At 69.3% G+C, this 17273-nt stretch carries 13 protein-coding genes and 4 pseudogenes; 7 read left to right on the top strand and 10 right to left on the bottom strand.

Annotated features, from left to right (window positions below; all coding sequences use genetic code 11):
- The first annotated feature begins 49 nt into the window (after positions 1 to 49).
- Positions 50 to 922, top strand: coding sequence for a class I SAM-dependent methyltransferase (locus tag ACWDAG_RS46030; protein WP_450701564.1), 873 nt, complete (start codon positions 50 to 52; stop codon positions 920 to 922).
- A 136-nt stretch (positions 923 to 1058) separates the two neighbouring features.
- Here ACWDAG_RS46030 and ACWDAG_RS46025 read toward each other — a convergent pair.
- A pseudogene (locus ACWDAG_RS46025) lies at positions 1059 to 1484 on the bottom strand (IS5 family transposase); the annotation flags it as partial.
- A 143-nt stretch (positions 1485 to 1627) separates the two neighbouring features.
- Positions 1628 to 2509, bottom strand: coding sequence for a PhzF family phenazine biosynthesis protein (locus ACWDAG_RS46020; protein ID WP_450701563.1), 882 nt, complete (start codon positions 2507 to 2509; stop codon positions 1628 to 1630).
- A gap of 257 nt (positions 2510 to 2766) precedes the next feature.
- On the opposite strand from ACWDAG_RS46020, the gene ACWDAG_RS46015 reads away from it, so the two are divergent.
- Positions 2767 to 3618 carry a DUF2637 domain-containing protein gene (locus tag ACWDAG_RS46015; RefSeq protein WP_450701562.1) on the top strand — a complete coding sequence of 284 codons (852 nt, stop codon included), beginning with the start codon at positions 2767 to 2769 and terminating at the stop codon, positions 3616 to 3618.
- Here the strand turns inward: ACWDAG_RS46015 and ACWDAG_RS46010 are convergent.
- Positions 3590 to 4474 (bottom strand): hypothetical protein, encoded by an 885-nt coding sequence (locus tag ACWDAG_RS46010; RefSeq protein WP_450701561.1) that lies wholly within the window; start codon positions 4472 to 4474, stop codon positions 3590 to 3592. The genes ACWDAG_RS46015 and ACWDAG_RS46010 overlap by 29 nt on opposite strands.
- A 27-nt stretch (positions 4475 to 4501) precedes the next feature.
- Complete coding sequence (locus tag ACWDAG_RS46005; RefSeq protein ID WP_450701560.1) at positions 4502 to 4903, bottom strand: hypothetical protein; 402 nt, start codon at positions 4901 to 4903, stop codon at positions 4502 to 4504.
- Between the two features lie 90 nt (positions 4904 to 4993).
- Between ACWDAG_RS46005 and ACWDAG_RS46000 the strand changes: the two genes are divergently transcribed.
- On the top strand, positions 4994 to 8731 hold the full coding sequence (locus tag ACWDAG_RS46000) for a CHAT domain-containing protein (RefSeq protein ID WP_450701559.1): 3738 nt from the start codon (positions 4994 to 4996) through the stop codon (positions 8729 to 8731).
- A gap of 465 nt (positions 8732 to 9196) precedes the next feature.
- Here the strand turns inward: ACWDAG_RS46000 and ACWDAG_RS45995 are convergent, their stop codons facing one another.
- The 3 genes and pseudogenes from ACWDAG_RS45995 to ACWDAG_RS45985 all read right to left on the bottom strand — a co-directional run bounded on the left by ACWDAG_RS45995 (position 9197) and on the right by ACWDAG_RS45985 (position 11739).
- Positions 9197 to 10069 (bottom strand): hypothetical protein, encoded by an 873-nt coding sequence (locus ACWDAG_RS45995; protein ID WP_450701558.1) that lies wholly within the window; start codon positions 10067 to 10069, stop codon positions 9197 to 9199.
- 833 nt (positions 10070 to 10902) lie between these two features.
- Positions 10903 to 11268 (bottom strand): annotated as a pseudogene (locus tag ACWDAG_RS45990) (helix-turn-helix domain-containing protein); the annotation flags it as partial.
- A 45-nt stretch (positions 11269 to 11313) separates the two neighbouring features.
- Positions 11314 to 11739 carry an SMI1/KNR4 family protein gene (locus ACWDAG_RS45985; protein ID WP_450701557.1) on the bottom strand — a complete coding sequence of 142 codons (426 nt, stop codon included), beginning with the start codon at positions 11737 to 11739 and terminating at the stop codon, positions 11314 to 11316.
- 324 nt (positions 11740 to 12063) lie between these two features.
- Here ACWDAG_RS45985 and ACWDAG_RS45980 point away from each other — a divergent pair.
- Both ACWDAG_RS45980 and ACWDAG_RS45975 read left to right on the top strand, forming a co-directional pair.
- Positions 12064 to 12231, top strand: a pseudogene (locus ACWDAG_RS45980) (transposase domain-containing protein); the annotation flags it as partial.
- Between the two features lie 362 nt (positions 12232 to 12593).
- Complete coding sequence (locus ACWDAG_RS45975; protein WP_450701556.1) at positions 12594 to 13127, top strand: transposase; 534 nt, start codon at positions 12594 to 12596, stop codon at positions 13125 to 13127.
- Positions 13128 to 13235: 108 nt separating this feature from the next.
- Here the strand turns inward: ACWDAG_RS45975 and ACWDAG_RS45970 are convergent.
- Together ACWDAG_RS45970 and ACWDAG_RS45965 are read right to left on the bottom strand one after the other, a co-directional pair.
- Positions 13236 to 14021: pseudogene (locus ACWDAG_RS45970) on the bottom strand (IS5 family transposase).
- Positions 14022 to 14085: 64 nt separating this feature from the next.
- The gene (locus ACWDAG_RS45965; protein WP_450701555.1) at positions 14086 to 14673 is read right to left on the bottom strand and encodes an NADPH-dependent FMN reductase; all 588 of its coding nucleotides are present in this window, start codon (positions 14671 to 14673) and stop codon (positions 14086 to 14088) included.
- Between the two features lie 87 nt (positions 14674 to 14760).
- Here ACWDAG_RS45965 and ACWDAG_RS45960 point away from each other — a divergent pair, with 87 nt between their 5' ends.
- On the top strand, positions 14761 to 15249 hold the full coding sequence (locus ACWDAG_RS45960) for a MarR family winged helix-turn-helix transcriptional regulator (RefSeq protein ID WP_450701554.1): 489 nt from the start codon (positions 14761 to 14763) through the stop codon (positions 15247 to 15249).
- A gap of 95 nt (positions 15250 to 15344) precedes the next feature.
- The gene (locus ACWDAG_RS45955; protein ID WP_450701575.1) at positions 15345 to 15521 is read left to right on the top strand and encodes a hypothetical protein; all 177 of its coding nucleotides are present in this window, start codon (positions 15345 to 15347) and stop codon (positions 15519 to 15521) included.
- Between the two features lie 213 nt (positions 15522 to 15734).
- Here the strand turns inward: ACWDAG_RS45955 and ACWDAG_RS45950 are convergent, their stop codons facing one another.
- Positions 15735 to 16496, bottom strand: a complete 762-nt coding sequence (locus ACWDAG_RS45950; RefSeq protein WP_450701553.1) for a hypothetical protein — start codon at positions 16494 to 16496, stop codon at positions 15735 to 15737.
- Positions 16497 to 17273: the final 777 nt, after the last annotated feature.

The raw sequence follows: 17273 nt of genomic DNA, 5'->3' as shown, positions 1-17273 counted from the left end.
GGGCGAAATCCCTGTGGCTCCGCAGGGCCAAGCTGGGCAGACTGTCGGAATGGACGATCAAGAATCCAACCTCGACGCCAGCGCTGCCCAGGATGTTGCCGTGACTGAGGGATCGATGATGTCTGACACGACGCGCGAGGCTCGACGGATGTCGTTCAACGCCGATGCGCTGACCTACCAACGGGGCAGACCACGCTACCCCGACGCGATCTTCGACCTGCTGACAGAGCGGTGCGGACTGCGGCCCGGCGCGCGGGTGCTAGAGATCGGTGCCGGGACGGGCCTGGCTACCGAGCCGTTGTTAGCGGCCGGCGCGCACGTGGTCGCGGTCGAGCCCGGCGAGAGCCTGGCCGCGATCCTCGCCGCCGATCTCGCGTGCGACCGGCTGGAGATCACTGTCAGCGACTTTGAGTCCGCAGACCTGCCAGGCGGATTCGACCTCGCGGTGGCGGCGACAGCGCTGCATTGGCTCGACCCGGCCACATCGACCGCGAAGATCGCCGGGCTGGTGCGTCCGGGTGGCTGGCTGGCGGCATGGTGGAACGAGTTCGGCGACGCCAAGCGGCCGACGATCTTCCGCGACCGGCTCGATGAGGTCTACCACGACCTGCTGCCCGCCGAGACTGGCTACCGGGACAGCCGCTCGCACGTGCTCGACACCGACCGCTGGCGCAGGCAGTTGACCGCCGGCGGCTACTTCGACGACGTCTCAGTCGAGATCATCGAATGGAGTCAGATCCTGACCCCCCAGACCGCGCGGGACCAGTGGTCCACATTCCCGAACATCGCCGAACTCGCCCCGCCGAGCCGCGCGGAGTTTCTCACCCGCCTCGGTTCGCTCGTCGACGAACTCGGCGGCCAGGTCGCAGACCCGCGCCTGACGGTCATCTACACTGCTCAACGCGTCCACAGCTCGCCGTGATCCAAATTGGACAGCGGTCCGGAAGAGCGCTCTGACGTGCGCGACGATCTGTGGGCTCCATCGACTGGAGTCACAGCGGCGGGTTCAGCCGTCGCCAGCAGATGACGGCACAGCCCAGCGTGACGAAGGCATGGTGGATGTCGTCGCGATCGCCGCCTGTGGTGATCGCGGCCAGCGGTATTCCGTGGGCCTCGACGACAATGTGGTGCTTGCTGCCGGTCTTGCCTCGACCCACCGGGGATGGGCCGGTGGCCGGCCCTCCCTTCATCGCCCGGACATGGCTGGAGTCGACGGCGGCCCGGGAGAGGTCGAGCTTGTCGACCGCTCGCTGCTCTGCGAGCAGGAGTTCGTGCAGACGTTGCCAGACCCCGGCTTCGTTCCAGTCTCGAAGCCGTCTCCAGCACGTCATCCCAGAACCGAAGCCCAGTTCCTGCGGAAGAAACCGCCACGGGATGCCGGTGTGAAGGACAAGCAGGATGCCAGAGAGCACCTGCCGATCATCCAGGCGGCGTTGACCAGGATGACGGTATCGGCGCCAGACCACCGGCAACAGCGGCTCGATCCGTGCCCATAGACCGTCGTCGACCTCCCACGGCTTGCTCGCACTCTTCGTCTCGGCCGACTCGCACCCCCTCTGGCCGCATAAACGAGATCTGACACAGCGTCATTCCCGACGCAACCACTAGCTCATTTCGTTACGACTCGTCAGCTGTCGCCTTGGCGTCCGTCGCGGACCACCGCCAACCCGCCGACCCGGGTCGTGATGCCCGCCGGCCCGCGTCGGGCTGAAGCGAGCACGCTGGCCGGTCGACCGAGGGCGTCCCCCTGCTCCACCTCGATCGCGACCGTCTGTGCCCCTGTTGTGTCGAGCAGGTGGGCGGCCAGGCAGCCGGTGCTGTTGGCGTTGGCGACGTCCTCGTCGACACCGATCGCCGGCGCGAACATCCGCGCCGCACCCAGTCGGTCGTCCACCGGCGGTACATACACGAAACAGCCGAGGAGCCCGTACCGCCGGCACGCCGCTGTCAGCCTGCCGAGGTGTGGGCGGACTCGGAGCAGCGCCGACCGGTCGTGGACCGGTACCAGCATGCGGGGTGCGCCGGGCACGGCGATCCGTGGTGCGTCGGTCGGATGCGGGTCGGCCGCGGTGAGCCCGAGCGCGGCGACGATCGCGGCGCGCTCGTCCGGTGCCGGGTGACGCAGCGCGACAAGGCCCTGGTCGAACCACACCTCGATGCCGACGGGGCGGCGGATCGCGACGGTGTCGAACGTGCGCCCGCCGGTGTGCTGGCGGTCGTTCAGCTCGCCCAGCGCGGTGCGGGTCAACCGGACGGCCTGCGCGGCAACGGTGCCGTGGCCGCAGCCGGACAGTTCGGCGCCGGCGGTGAAGAACCGGACAGGCCGGCCACCGTCCGGCGTACGCCCCGGGCCGAGGAACGCTGCGTGCGAGGTGCCGGCCGCAGCAGCGACCCCACGCCGGTCCGCGTCCGTCGCCGCCGGGTCGTCGTCGGTGACGGCCGTGGGGCTGCCGCCCCGGCCGTCGCGCCGCACGCACGCATCAACCACCGTGACATCCGGCCAGGACATCGGCCCCCCTTGACCCTGGACGAACCGGCAATCGCGAACGGCGTTCCGCCGATGGCCGGACCTGGCCGAGGCGGACGACCGAACGCGTCCTTGAGCGTACCGTCCTGCCTCAGCCGGTGCCGTCCTGCATCGGATAGTGGATGACGACCGCACCGCCGGTGGCGTAGTCGGCGACATCGACGGTCACCCGCCGGCCTTGCCGCGACGCCCGCGCCGCGGCCATCGCGGCGGCGTCGGCGAAGCGATGTGGGCCCGCAGTGCGCCGGACGCCGCCACATCGGCGATCGCGTTCATGCCGGCGTGCTCGGTCTCCACGAGGTGAGTCTCCACCCGGACGCCCCGTTCCGGGGCCTTCGCCGCCTCGTTCGGATCCGTTCGGGGAGGTCGGAGACCAGGACGCCACCGGGCCGCAGGACGTGGATCGAGGCCGTAGGCACCACCGGGTTGTCCGACGGCGAGGGGGAGGGCGGGGCGGTGAGGCGGCCCGTCGTGTGGTGTGGGGTCGATTCCGATGCGTGGATGCGGCGGATGGGGGCGCTTGTGGTGGCGGGGTCGCGGCGTGCGCCTCGTATGTGCATCAGCGCGAGTTCGTGTTGCAGGGTGGCGCGGACCGGACGAGTGCGAGGCTGTGGCCGTTGTCGGTTGACGGGTTGCTTCTGCTGGCGACGGTCGGCGTTCTGAAGCCGTCCCATGGGCGTGACCGGCGCACGCGCGCTGTCATGTGGTTGGCCTTCCTACTTGGGGTTGCCGTCTCCCTCTCAGGGAGCATCGCGGCAGCGCCCGCTCTGGTGTGGAAGCCGGTGTTGGTGGCGGGGTGGCCGCCCGTGGCGCTGCTGCTCGCGGTGGAGCTTCTTGCCCGCCGCTCCGCGGACGAAGTCCGGATTACTGCCGGAGACGAAGCCAAACCGCGGCAGCTGGTATCCCAGCGAGCCCATCTGCCGTCTCTGGAACCGGAGATCCGGTGGCTGGCCTCGCCGGAAACAGCGAGTCTGCCGATGGCGGGGTTGGCACTGGATGATTCACGCAAAGTCGTGGCTTCTGCGGGGCAGCCCGCTCTCAGGGCGACGTCGTGCGGCCGTCTCATGCGCCTTTCCTCAACTGTTCGGTGATCTGCAGCCCGGTCGCGTGGGTGAGCGGATGGTCTGTCGGCGCCTCGATGTGCAGCGCCGCGGCGAGGTCGTGGCCGTGCAGGTCGACGACGGCCTCGGCGAGGTCGGCCAGGACGACCGCCGTGTTCCGCCCCCGCTGCCATCCCGCCACCACCGTGACCAGCGCGACCAGGGCGGTCGGCCACCACAGCAGTCCGAGCACGGCGTAGGGCAGCGCCCATGCGGTGAGCCGGGTGGCCGCGTCGAAGCGATCACGGGCACCCGTGACCGCGGTCCGCACCGAATCGGGAAGGACCAGCCACAGACGCGGCCACGCCGACACTAGGTCGATGCGGTACTGGCTCCACACACGACGGTCCGCGGCCGAGATCCGGTCGCCGATCCAGGTGGGATGGCACGGAGGCTCGACTCCGATCCGGCTACGGCGGGCCGCCAGCCGGTCGAGGTCGGTTTGGCGGTCAGGGGTAGGAGCCAGGCTGCGGGCGGACTCGTACTCACTGTCTGCCCTTTCCCATCGCTCCCGGCGGCTTTTCACCAACTGGCGACGGAGCTTCTCCGGCCACTGCTGCAGCCAGACCCTCTCGACCAGCGTGGCCAAGGCCTGGTTCACCAGGCCTGCGGCGGCCGCGGCGAGGCCGGCGCCCACGACGAGCGCCCCGATCGCAGCCGGCCGCCCATCCAGCCCGGAGACTTTGTTGTCGAGCGTTCTGAGTAGGAACCGCGTGTCGAGGGCATGGCGATGACCGAGCATGAGCGCCACCGCCGTCGTGCCCACGAGCAGAAGCCCGGGCAGCACCAGCGCGCTCAGCCAGCGATCCGCGATCCGCCGGCCTACATCGGTCAGCAGTGATCCCATGCTTCGCTCCCACCCCGGTCGCTACTGTCATCGTCGGACCACCAGCGGCCGTTCACCGATGTCGCACATCGGCGCGTCCTGCCCGGCCCGCCGCAACACGGTGCGGTGGCAGACGCGCAGCGGGCAGACGTACGGCCGGCCCGTCACATGGCCGCTGCCCGCGGTCACCGATGGCACCCCACTGGGTGGCGGCCCCTGAGCACCGACTGTTCGGGTGCCCGCATCGGGAGAACCTGCTGCCGGGCCGTCGCCCTCGTGCACGTCCAGACCCAGGGACGAGAACAGTTCGGCAAGACGGGCGGCATCGGGCCGCCGCCCGTCCCGGACCGCTTCGACGATCTCGTCGAAGATCACGCGCATGCCCCGCCGCTCGGCGAGGCGACACATACCGAAGAAGTCATCGCACAAATTCGCGAGAACATCACCCATGGCGTAGCCCCCCATATCCTGGTTTGTTATCCCCAACACCCAACTTGCCAACCCCCGTTGGGGGCCGAGGCCGTCGAGAGATGGAGGCCCGTGGATATCGGCGTCAACGTCCTGGCCGGGCTGCGCACGGCCGCTCTCCGTCGCCGCCTCACCCGGCGGCTCGACCGCCATCTGGCCACCGGCGATCCGCAGGCCGTCCTCGCAGCCCGGACCCGGGCCGTGGCGGAACGGCTGGCCGCGGCTGTCGCTGGCCGTGCGGATCTTCCCTCCCTGCAAGTACTGGCTCGCTTCCACGCGGCGTGCGCGGACGAACGGGGACTACACGACGGGCGGGCCGACCGCTCGCGGGCGCTCGAACTCGGCCGTGTGATACGGAAGTTGGATCCGGCGGCGGTACCTGAACCGGTGATCGCGTTGGCAGGCCCGTTCGACAGCACAGAGCAGCGGGAAGAGGACCCCGCTCTGGCCATGGTGGTCGACGCCCTGCAGAGCGGTGACGGCACCCTGGCCGTGGAGGCGGCACACCTCCTGCGCCAGGAGCTGCGGTCGAGGCCCGACGACCCGGAGCGCGGCATCACCCTGAGCCTTCTGGGCGCCGCGCTCCTGATCGGATCGTCGACCGGGACCCCCGGCGCCGACGTCGACGAGACGGTAGATGTGCTCCGGGAGGCGGCAGAGGCGCTCGTCGGCGATCCGGACCGTGCGTCGGTTGTGGCCCAACTGGGGTTGGCACTGAGTAACCGGTACTTCGACCGGCGGAGCACTTCCGACCGGGACGAGGCCATCGAGGTCCTGCGGGAAGCGGTGCGGCTCGTCCCCGAGGTCCGTGCCCATCTGGTGCTGCCGCTCACCGTGCTCGGCCATCTCCTGCTGGAGAGGTTCGCCGCCACGCACAGGCCCGCCGACGAGGAGGAGGCGCTCCGCGGACTGCGCGAGGCGGCCGCGCAGGTCACTGCCGATCCGGGCGGCGCGGGCGACGTCGCGGGTCTGACCATTTCCCCGCATCTGCGGCCGAGCCCGGCCGCCGCGCCGGCGTTCCTCGGTACTGCGTTGTACGACCGCTTCCTCCGCACCGGCGATCCGGCGGACCTGGACGACGCGGTCGGTGCGCTGCGCACGGCGCTGCGGTTCTCCGCGGCGCAGAAGCAGAGCGGTGTCCCTCTGCTCGGCTCTGTCACGCCGTTGGGTGAGGAGAATGCCCGGCTGGATGCGCTGGTACACCTCGGCGCCGCGCTGATCAGCCGCTATGAGCGCGACGTCGCACCGGGGGACGCGGACGAGGCCATCGACCTGCTGGAAGAGGCGGCGCGGACCTGGCCGTCCGCGGATCCCGGCCGCGCCCTGCCGTACGCACTGCTGGGCGGGATGCTGACGCGGACGCTCGGCCATCGCGACGCCGCGACGGACCTCTCGCGGGGGATCGAGGCGCTGAGGCACGCTATCGAAGCCACCCCGCACAACGACAGTAAGCGCACCGGCAGACTGGCCGACCTGGGCCAGGCCCTCCTGGACCGAGTCGTCGTCGGAGGCGCGCAGTACGACCCGGACGAGGTCATCGACACGTTCCGCGCCGCTGTGGCCGCGACCGAAGAGGGCCATCCCGAGCGTTCGCAGAGGTTGGTGGGGCTCGGCACCGCCCTGTGGTTCCGGTTCCAGCGTGTCGGCGGGCTCGCCGATATCGACGAGGCCATACGGCTGGGTCGCCTCGCCGTGGCCGCGGCCCCCGAGGGCTCGTTCGCCGAGTGTGTTTCTCTGATCTCCCTGGCCGGATGGCTCCATGGCCGGTTTCGCCGGACAAAGGACGATGCGGACCTGGCGGAGGCGTTCGACGTGTGCCGACGGGCGGTCGCGGCCTCCCAGGATGATCCTGCCTCCCAGGCCGCCGCCATGAGCTTTCTCGGCACGATGCTCCAAACCCGCTTCCAGCACCGTGGCCTCCGCGCCGACCTGGATCAGGGCATCGAGGCGCTCCGCGCCGCCGTACGGCTGAGGCCGGCCGACCATCCCCGGGGGCTAGCCCTCGCCCAGGCCAACCTGGCCAACGCCCTGCGTCTGAGCTTTGACCAGGGCGGTCCGCTCAGCGACATCGACGAGGCCGTCGACGCCCTGCGCGGCAAGCTTCCTTTCGACTCCGAGGAACTCAACCGGGCCGCCACCCTGTGCGCGCTGGGTGAGGCGCTGGCAAGCCGGTACCGGCGGACCCTGGAGGAGGCCACCCGCCGCGAGGCCCGCGAGCACCTGGTCAAGGTCGCCGACATGAGGACCGCTCCGGCCTCCCTGCGGCTGCAGGCGGCCAAGGCCTGGACGGCCCTCGCCGCGGACGTGCAAGACTGGTCCGATGCCGTGGCCGGCGCCTCGCGAGCCAGCGAGCTGCTCTCCCTGTTGGCCTGGAGAGGACTGCCCCGCCGGGACCAGGAGAGGATACTGATCGACCACGAGGGCCTCGCGGGTGATGCCGCGGCCTACGCGCTCCTCGCGGGCGACGCCGCCCGTGCGCTGGAGATGCTGGAACACGGCCGGGGTGTGCTGCTCAGCCGGACCTTCGACACACGTACGGACATCGGCAGGCTCCGGTCCCTGCATCCCGAACTCGCACAACGCCTCGAGGCGATTCGTGACGCCCTCGACTCGGCCGGTGCCGGTGACCTCCTGTCCGAGCAGGTGACCGCCGCCCCGCAGGCCTCCGACCTCGACTACGAGCAGCGTCTGCTCCTGGCACGGGAGTGGGACGGCCTCGTGGAGCGGATCCGCCGCCTCGACGACTCACTCGCGGACTTTCTTCGACGGCCCGGCGCACGTCGGCTCCAGGCGGCCGCCGCCGAGGGCCCGATCGTCGTGCTCAACGTTGCCGAGCGGCGCAGCGACGCACTGATCCTGACGGCCGAACAACTGCACACGGTGCCCCTTGTCGATGTCACGCCGGAGCGGGTCGCCGAGTACGTCGTCGACTTCTACCTCGCGCTGCAGGACCCGGCGAAGCTGAGCGCCCGCGCGACCATGGAGGACGTGCTCGCCTGGCTGTGGGACGCCGTCGCCAGGCCTGCGCTGGACGCGCTCGGCCGGCGTCCCGTTCCCCGGGACAGCACGCCGCCGCGGCTGTGGTGGGTCCCGACGGGACTGCTCACGCTGCTGCCCCTGCACGCCGCCGGACGGGTGGGCGACGGAGTGCTCGACCGGGTCATATCCTCCTACGCGCCCACCGTCGGTACGCTGGCCCACGCCCGCAACGGTGCGTGGGCTACCAGGCCCGCGCAGGTGACGGTCGTCGCTCTCCCCGGGGACGACCTTCCCAATGCACAGCGCGAGAGCAAGGACATAGGGCGTCTCTTCCCTAGCGCACGACAGTTGGTCGACGACCGGGCCACTCGGGCCAATGTCCTTGATGTCCTGCCGACGAGTCATGTCGTCCACTTCGCCTGCCACGCGAGCCAGGACCTGGTGAATCCCTCGCACGGGCACCTGCGGCTGTACGACGGCGCCCTCGACGTCCTGGAACTCGCCCGCCTCCGGCTCGGCACCGCCGAACTCGCCTACCTGTCCGCCTGCCAGACCGCGACGGGCGGGATCACCCTCGCCGATGAGGCCATCCATCTGGCGAGCGCCTTCCAGCTCGCCGGATACCGCCAGGTGATCGGTACTCTGTGGCCCATCCAGGACGCCGTCGCCGCAGACATCGCCACGGACGTGTACACGCGGCTGCGGCGGGGCGGCGGTGGTGTGGCCACCGGACAGGCCGCAGCGGCGCTGCACGGCGCCATTCGGCGGGCACGCGCCGCGCATCCGAGGGGGCCCCACCTGTGGGCATCCCACATCCACCTCGGCCCCTGACGACGGTCGCCCATGCAACGGTGGTGATGTCGAGCCCGGGCGCCAGGGCCCTCATCCGGCTTCGGTCGGGTGGCCCGGGGGTGAGATTCCCCCGGGCCACCCGACCAACTCGACTGACATGGAGCCACGTTGATTGCGTTGTCTTGTCGGGGCGCTCCGACAGACAGCACTCTGATTCCAACCACCCCAGATGAGATCGGGCGCGGGAGCCGCGCCGCCGGAGGGCGGCGTGTGGCAGCGGGCGTGGATCAACAGCCACCGCATCACCACAGCCGAGTTCGGCGGCCTCGACCTCGCTCGCGTCATCGTTGCCGTCGACCCCGCCGGCGGAGAGTGGGCCATCGGCGACGTGACCGGCATCATCGGGGCTGCCCGCGGCTACGACGCACCTGTACGTCCTCGAGGATCGCTCCCGGAGCATGGGGGCGAACGACGAGCGGGTGGGGCAGGGCGGGCCGCCTTCGTTCACGACATGTGCGACAGCCCCTCGGGTGCCTCGCCGGGGCCGCTGTCGGCGCACTCGCCGGTGCCAAGCGTATTGGCGATGCTGTACGCGGTCGTCATGTCGGCGTTGAGGTGGTCGATGGCCTTGTTCGTGGTGGCGATCGCGGTGGTGATGTGCGCCTCCGCCGTGGCGATGGCCGTGCTGGCGCCGGGAAGAGTGGGCAGTCCGTCAGCAGTGAGAGCTGACTGCGCGTCCTTGAGGGCGGTGATCTCGGACCGCAGCTCTGTGACCCCCTGCTGCTCCTGGTCGACGTCGTAGCTGGCCGTGGTCGTGACGTCGTAGCCGACATTGTTCTCCGCGTCGTAGCCGACCACGTTCTCGACGTTGTAGCAGCCGTCGCCGTTTCCGCCTTTGGCGTCCTTCCGCTCCTGCGCGAGGTCCTTGTCGGCTGTCACGACATCGCCACGCACCGACTTGGCGTTCGTGAAGGAGCTGTTGGAGCCTTGGAGACGTGTGAGCGCGTCCTGTGCCGTGCTCTGGTCCGCCGCCCGCGCACTGGCTTGGGCGCTCGCATGCTCCGTCGCCTGGTCCTGCTGCTGCGCGGTCTGCTCGGCCTGTGTGTCCTCGGCCCAGCCGCCTTGCAGCAGGGCGCTGCACATGCTCTGCCCGAATATCTGGCTGCTGGTGTCGCGGACCACGGCCACGACGCCGTTCTTCTGCACGGCGCAGACCACGGGCACGAGCCCCTGCGCGGCGACGGCCTGCGTGGTCCAGAAGTCACCACCTCCGGACAGGGAACGAGCGAGGCTGCTGCACTCACCCGCCGGATTGGACTCCCCGGCGCTGCGTACCTCGGCACGGGCGGCGTGCCCGTACAGGTAGATCGTGCACACGCCATCTGGCGCCGCCGACGCCGCGCGGCTGGCGGCCCAAGTCGGCGAGTAGACCGAGCGGACACCAGGCGCAGCAGCGGGCTCGGGTGAAGACGCGCAGGCGGCGAGCAATGCGCCGGAACCGAGTACGGCCACAGCGACAACGCCTGTTCTCATCGAGTGTTCTCCTCGCGAATGCCTTGTGAACCAGGTGTGTTGGAGCTGTACTCTCCCAAACCCTCTGCAGCCCCGCGGCAGAAAGGCGCCATTACTGCCCCGCGTATCCTGGTCGGCGCGGGCGCGGGCCTGGCACGCCTGGAGCGGCAGCCGTGAGGCACCTGCGCGAACTGCTGATCGATGCCTGGTCGTGGCTCAACTACAAGCAGGCCATGGCTCATCCGGAGGGGCCCGACCATCACGCGTTCCCAGAGCTGAACAACTCGTGGATGCCCGCCGAGGAGCTGCGCCGCCTGGCCGCGTCTACGACTCCAACCAGGCTGGCCAGCTCGCCGCCGTCAGCGGTGACCACCACCACGTGGAGCGCTGCGAGTTGGGCGGCCCGTTCTAACTCGTAGACACACCCTCGGCTACCTGCTGGGCGTGGAGCAGACCATCGTGGTGCCCGGCGCCGGATAGGACGAGCCGCCGCCGAAGACCGTGGGGCCGCCGACCTGCAGAAGAAGCTGCGTGACTGGGCGGGCAAGGAGCTGCTGCTTCGAAGCGGACCGCGCCCGCGACGGTGTCCCGGTCAGTCAGCGCGAGCATCGTCATCCCGCGCTCGGTGGCGCGCTGCACGAGGGCACCGGGCAGGGAGGCGTGGTAGCGGACCGAATAGCCGGAGGCGACGTGCAGAACTGCTCGGCGATGGTGTGATCGCGGGTCGGCACGAGGGTGCCGTCGACGATGAACACGGCGTCTCTCCGCAAGCGCCGCCGCTGTTTGAAGGCGAGCTGTGGCGCGGTGTGGTCGATGATGCGGTCGGCGCTGGACTTTGAGATGCCGAACAAGGGCGCCAGCTGCCGCAATGTCAGGCTGGTTCGCCAGTACGCCGCGACCAGGAGTACTCGATCCTCCAACGGCAGCGACCAGGGGCGCCCTGGACGGGTTCGGTCGGCTCCTGCCCGCCGCAGCATTGTGATCAGCTTGCGGAAGTCGCGGGGGCGCAGCCCGGTGAATGGGGCTATCCAGGACGGTTCCGACGCCGTGATCACACCAGCCATGTCAAGATCATTTCATCGTGGCACGCTGAGCCGTGAACCACGGTGTTACAGCTTGATCTGCCCCGTCAGCCACCATTCGAGGTACTTGGCCAGGCTCGGCGCCACCCAGGTGCGGCTGTCGTCCTCGTGGTTCCAGACGAAGACGTCGGGCCGGTCGATCCTGGGGAGGAGCGCGAAGAGGTCACCGTTTCCTGCATCCGCGAAGAAGAGCAGCGGATCGAACGGCATGTACAGGGTGGCAAGCTCAGCGTCCTCGCGAAGACTCTGGTTCTCGGAGGCGATGCGCTCGGCCGACCAGATGAGCCCGTCTCCGTACTCGCCCTCGATGCCGTTGCTCTCGCGGAGGAGATCGGCGAGGTCCGTAGGCAGTGGATGGCCGAGGACCGTGGTGCAGCGGATCAGCGACGACTCCGATGCAGGGGACTGGAAGACGGCCGTGCCGGGCAGGGCCGCAACGACTTCGGTCCACACAGTTGATTCGACCTCCATGAGCCTGGCCGGGATCGAACCGGTCCTAGAGCTCCGTCGGCGCCGGCCAGGGTCCGCGTTTCGACAAGCGTGACTGCTCGCCCAACGAACAGTATGGCCCCGACCGAGCCGACCACCCACCACCCCCAGCCCGGCAATGCGGGACAACCCTTAGGGCCAATGCCGTTGCAATAGCTCGTGGGCGTACGCTGCTGTGCAGTGCTCCCGGGGGTGGTGCGGGGTGCCTGTAGACGTCGGTGAGTTATCGGGCTTGGGGCTGCTGACCTGGGTGTATCCGTCCGGGTTGGTGGATCGTGTGGTGGCCGCGTGCGGTCGTGCGGAGCAGCGCGACGCCTGCTGCCGGCCCGACTGGTGGTGTACTTCGTGCTCGGGCCGGCCCTGTTCTCGCCGGCGCCGTATCTGGAGGTGATGCGGCACCTGGTCGAGGGCTTGCGAGGCCAGGGACTGCTGGGCGAGTGGCACATCCCGGCGAAGTCGTCACTGTTTCGGGCCCGGCAACGGCTGGGTCCGGCGCCGCTGCGGGTGCTGTTCGCCACGACCGCGAAACCGATGGGAACCCAGGACACCCCGGGCGCCTTCTGGCACGGACTGCGGCTCCTGGCGGTGGACGGGACCTGCTGGGACGTCGCCGACAGCCCGGCGAAAGAGGCCGCCTTCGGCCGCCCCGGCAACCCCCGCGGCCACGACAAGAGCTCCTTTCCCCAGGTGCGGATGGCCTGGCTGATCGAGGTGGGCACGCACCTCGTGCTGGACGCCGAGCTGGTCGGCTGCCGGACCGGGGAAGTCACCTTGGCGGGCCGGGCCAACTCGTCCTGGCCGACCGGGAGTTCCTCGGCATGCCGTTGTGGCGGAGCTTCACCGTCACGGGTGCCGACCTCTTGTGGCGGGTGCCCGCCAACCGCATCCTGCCCGTCGACCGGCAATTGCGGGACGGATCCTGGATCTCCCGCATCCACGCCCACACCGATCCCGCTCACACCGATCCCGTCACCGTGCGGGTGGTGGCCTACCAGCTGCACGGCACTGGCCGTGAGGGTCAGGCCTACCGGCTGGTGACCACCCTGCTCCACGCCCGCCGCTATCCCGCCCGCCAGCTGGCCGCGCTCTACCAGGAGCGCTGGGAGGCGGAAGCCGTCTTCGCCGAGCTCAAGACCCATCAACGCGGCACCCGAGTCGTGCTCAGCAGCAAAACCCCCGACGGCGTCCTGCAACAGATCTGGGCGCACCTGCTGGTCCACCATGCGCTGCGCGAGCTGATGGTGAGAACCGCCGCCACCCGGGGCCTGGATGCCGACCGGATCTCCTTCACCGAAACCCTGCGCTCCGCCCGGCGCAGTGTGATCCTCACGCCGGGCAGCTTTTCCCCCTGACCTCCAGGTCAGGACCCTCGTCGTGCTCCAGCACGACCTGCTCGAACGTCTCCTGCCGCACAGACGCCTGCGCAGCCAGCCCCGCGTCGTCAAACGCAAGATGTCCAACTACCGGCTCAAAAGGGCCGAACACCACACCTGGCCCCAACCCGCCCAAACCGGCCCCCGATCAGTCCTCATCCAACGACCACACGCGAACCCGTCGAAGGCCGGTGGTCTGCCACCGGCCCTGCCGCGACGCTGGCGATTGGCCCTTTGGTCGGTCCGCTCCGGGATGACTGCGCGGATGCCCCGGCGCCGCAGGTCCTGTCGGACCTCCCGGGATGAGTACGCCTTGTCCGCGATGACCGTGTCGGGTCTTTGGCACGGCCGCCCCGCGCCTGTCCGAGGCACCCGCACAGATTCCAGCACCGCTTTGAACACGGTGCAGTCGTTGACGTTGCCGGGGGTGAGGATGACAGCCAGGGGCAGGCCCCGGCCGTCGCAGGCGAGATGGACTTTGGTGGTCAGCCCGCCGCGGGAGCGGCCTTGCGCCTGGTCGGCGCCGAGCGTGCCGAACCTTCCAGCCCGCCGTTCGCGTCCGCCCCCTTTTCCGGGCGCCGGCCGCGTGCTGGTGGGGGCGGTTGATGGTGGAGTCCACCGACACCGTCCATTCCGCCGCTCCGACGGAGTCGTCGCGTGCCTGAATCAGCTCCAGGAGGCGGGCCCAGGTCCCGTCCCGCTCCCAACGGGCGAACCGCTCATAAACCGTCTGCCACGGCCCGGCCCGTAGCGTTCCGGCAGGTCAGGCCAGGGAGCACCTGTTCGCAACCGCCATAACACGCCGTTGATTACCTGCCGGTGGTCGCGCCACGGGCGGCCTGGCCCATCGGTAGCCGGCAGCAAGGGCTTCAGCGCCTCTCAAGCAGCGTCCATCAGCTCGCCGCGTCCTGTCACGTGATCGGTCACCAACTTGGCCTCATGCAGCCGTGGCCGTCTGGGTCTTGGCCTGGCGCACCCCGCGCAGGGCGCCGGACCAGGCGATCACCTGGTCGAGCATGTCGCTCACGGCGGTGTCGAGGCCCTCCTGGGGGACGAAGGTGCCGGTGTGGAACGAGGGATGTGTCGAGATGGTGGGCTGGGCGCGGACCGTGGCCACCTGGAGCTCGGCGAGGACGAGCCGCAGCGCCTCGGCGGCCCGGGCCCCGGCGACCCAGCCGCCGTAGCTGATGATCCCGGCGGCCTTGTCGTTCCACTCCCGGTAGACGTAGTCCAGGGCGTTCTTCAGGGCTCCGGGGTAGGAGTGGTTGTACTCGGGGACGAGGAAGACGTAGCCGTCGAAGCTGTCGATGAGTGCGCCCCAGGCGCGGGTGTGGTCGTGCTGGTACTGCTGGAAGTTCGGGTTGCCGGGCTCGTCGAGGTTGCCGAGGTCGTGGTCGGCGAGGTCGATGAGTTCGTAGTCGGCTCCACCATGGGCACGGGCGGCCTCCAGTGCCCAGGCGGCGATCTGGTCGCCGCGGCGTCCGGGGCGGGTGCTTCCGAGGATGACTGCGATGCGAAGTGGCATGGCTTCCTTCCGGGAGAGTTGTCACGTCAACTCTAGATTGAAAAGAGTTGAAGTGACAACTCTCCTGGTCGCGGTATCCTCGGCGACATGGTGGAGACTCGATCGCTGGAACCCGAGGAGTGGGAGTTCTGGGATACCTGGATGCGCGCGCAGCGCCTGCTCACCAGGGAGCTGGAGCGTGGTCTACAGCGTGACTGCGACATCTCGAAGGCCGAGTTCAGCGTCCTGGTGACGCTGTGGCAGGCCGCCGGCCGCGAGATGCGTGTCGGCGAGCTCTCCGAGTCGCTCGACTGGGACAAGAGCCGCGTCTCACATCAGCTGACGCGCATGGAAAAACGCGGCTTCGTCAAGCGCACCCAGTACGGGGCCGATGGTCGCCGCGCGGGGATCGGGCTGACCGCCGAGGGGCGCCGCGCCGCCCAGAGTGCCATCCTCGTGCACGGCGGCAACATCCGCCGCCACTTCCTCGACTCACTGACCCCCGAGCAGGCATCAGTCATCCGGGCATGGAGCGAGCAAGCGGTCGATCGCCTGGAGCTGCACCGCAGCGAGGCTGCCAGCGACAGCGCGTCCTAGACCGCGCCCCACTCCGCCCTCATAGACGCCGCCGATACGGCCCTTGGCATTGTCAGACAGGCCCTAGCGCCGCCCGTGCCACACGCCTGCCGGGGATGACCGGCTTCGCTCACGGACTCACCTCCGACCTGAACGCCGTGATCGCCGGACTCACCGTGCACTGGAGCTCAGGCGGCACGGAGGGCGCCGTAAATAGGGTGAAAAAGATCAAGAGGCAGATGTACGGGCGGGCAGGATTCGACCTGCTCCGCAAGATGGTCCTGCTTCAGTAACCTTCCGCGGCTGCTCCCCAAGATCGGTTTCGGAACGAGAGCTGGCGCCCCAGGCGCATGGTCGCCGTTCCATGATCACCGGGAGCCGCGTCTGCGCGTCTACCTGCCGAACCATCATGAACCGCCCATGACTGCCGCGTTGGGGGGATCGAGCCATTGCCGACCCTCGACTGGCGCAGAGCGATTTCACCTTGCCCCGCACCCTGACCTGCGTCAGTTGGTCCCGTCCTCGAAGTCCAGGTTGACGGGACGACGAGGGAGCATAGCGAGGAAATCGGTCACTGGTACGTCGTCGCCGACCACCTCCAATCGGACGTCATGCATCCACACCTCTCCGGTTCGCTGGATCAAGAGCCCGAAGTTGAGGTAGGCGCCGGCTTCGGGGACATCCAACACGATGCTGCATCTTCGCCAGTTCGCAGTGCCGGCGATGCGTCGTTCCGCGTTGTACATGTTGCCGAACGCGAGGGTCTTCTCGGTGGCGTCGTCGACCCTGATCCAGAGACCGGCCCAACTGGCTACATCCCTCGCCTTAACCATTGCAGACAGCTCCACGCGGGAGCCTCTGTAGACATCGGCCCTGATTGTTTGCAACAGTGATGCATAATCTGCGCTTTGATGCGTGGAACGGATGAAGGCGCACGCGCGTCCCGACTGATGGATCTCGAAGTCGATGCCGACCTCGTAGTATTGAGGCACTGATCCCGACACTCCCCAGCCCTTGGGGAGGTCGTCTTCGGCGGGCACCGTTTGGGGACGGATGTTCGCCTCGGCAAGGATCTGGGTTGTCTCAGCCCGCGTCTTCTCCGTTTCCGCATCCAGCTTGCGGGCTTCAGCCTGTGCTTTCGCGCGCGTCGTCCAGTACGTCGTGAGAACGACGGCTACCCCGCCCGCCAGCGGGCCGAGCAGCCCGGCTATCCAAGTCCCCATGTACCAAGCCCCATTCGGCAGATGCGCCTCGTAGGCTCCCACCATCCGGCCAGGGTTGGCCAGAGGAAGCTTTGGGTGTCCGGCTTGATCGCAGCGGCACCCGGCCGCGGGACCTCATGCGACATTGCGTCGTGAGACTCAGTCAGTCGGGCAGACCGCGAGAAACGATGAAGCCCTGGTGCTGTGACCGGGCAGGTTCACCGGGCTGTTGGGCGTTGGCGCGGGTTGTGAAGCAAGGCGATGAGGGCGGCTGTGAGCTCGGCGGGCGCGTACGCACCACTGGGCCGCCTTCTTGAGGGATCTTCCGCCGCCGGGTCTTCTGGCTGTTGTTGGGCGGTGGGGGCACTGGTCCCGTGGGGTGGTGTGGGCGGCCGGGGGTGGTGGAGCCGCGTACCCTGCCGCCCTGCCGCCCTGCCGCCCTGCCGCCCTGCCGCCCTGCCGCCCTGCCGCCCTGCCGCCCTGCCGCCCGGGTGCCGGGTGGTGGGGGCTGTGGGGGTGGTTCGGGGTCTGTCGTGGCGTGGGTGTGGGGCAGGTGGCGGCCTGTTGTGGGGGTTGTTGCCCGGTGCGGGCGTGGGTTGTGGTGGGTTGGTGTGGTGGCTTGTGCTGGGTCTTGTCGGTGTCGGTTTTGCCGGGTTTGTTGGTGTGGGTTTTGTCGGGTCTTGTCGGTGTTGGTGTGGCGGGTTGGTGGGGGATGTCTGTCCTGTCCTGTCTGTCCTGTCTGTTCTGTTCTGCCGTGTTCTGCCGTGTCCTTGGGGTGCTCCGCCCCTCCGCTGGGGAGCTGTCCTTTGGGGGTGGCAGGGTGGGGTGGTGGTGTTGCTGGTG

Source organism: Streptomyces sp. NPDC001157 (assembly GCF_053598255.1).
The sequence above is the reverse complement of the archived record's forward strand: the minus strand, read 5'-3'. Positions and strand labels throughout refer to the sequence as shown.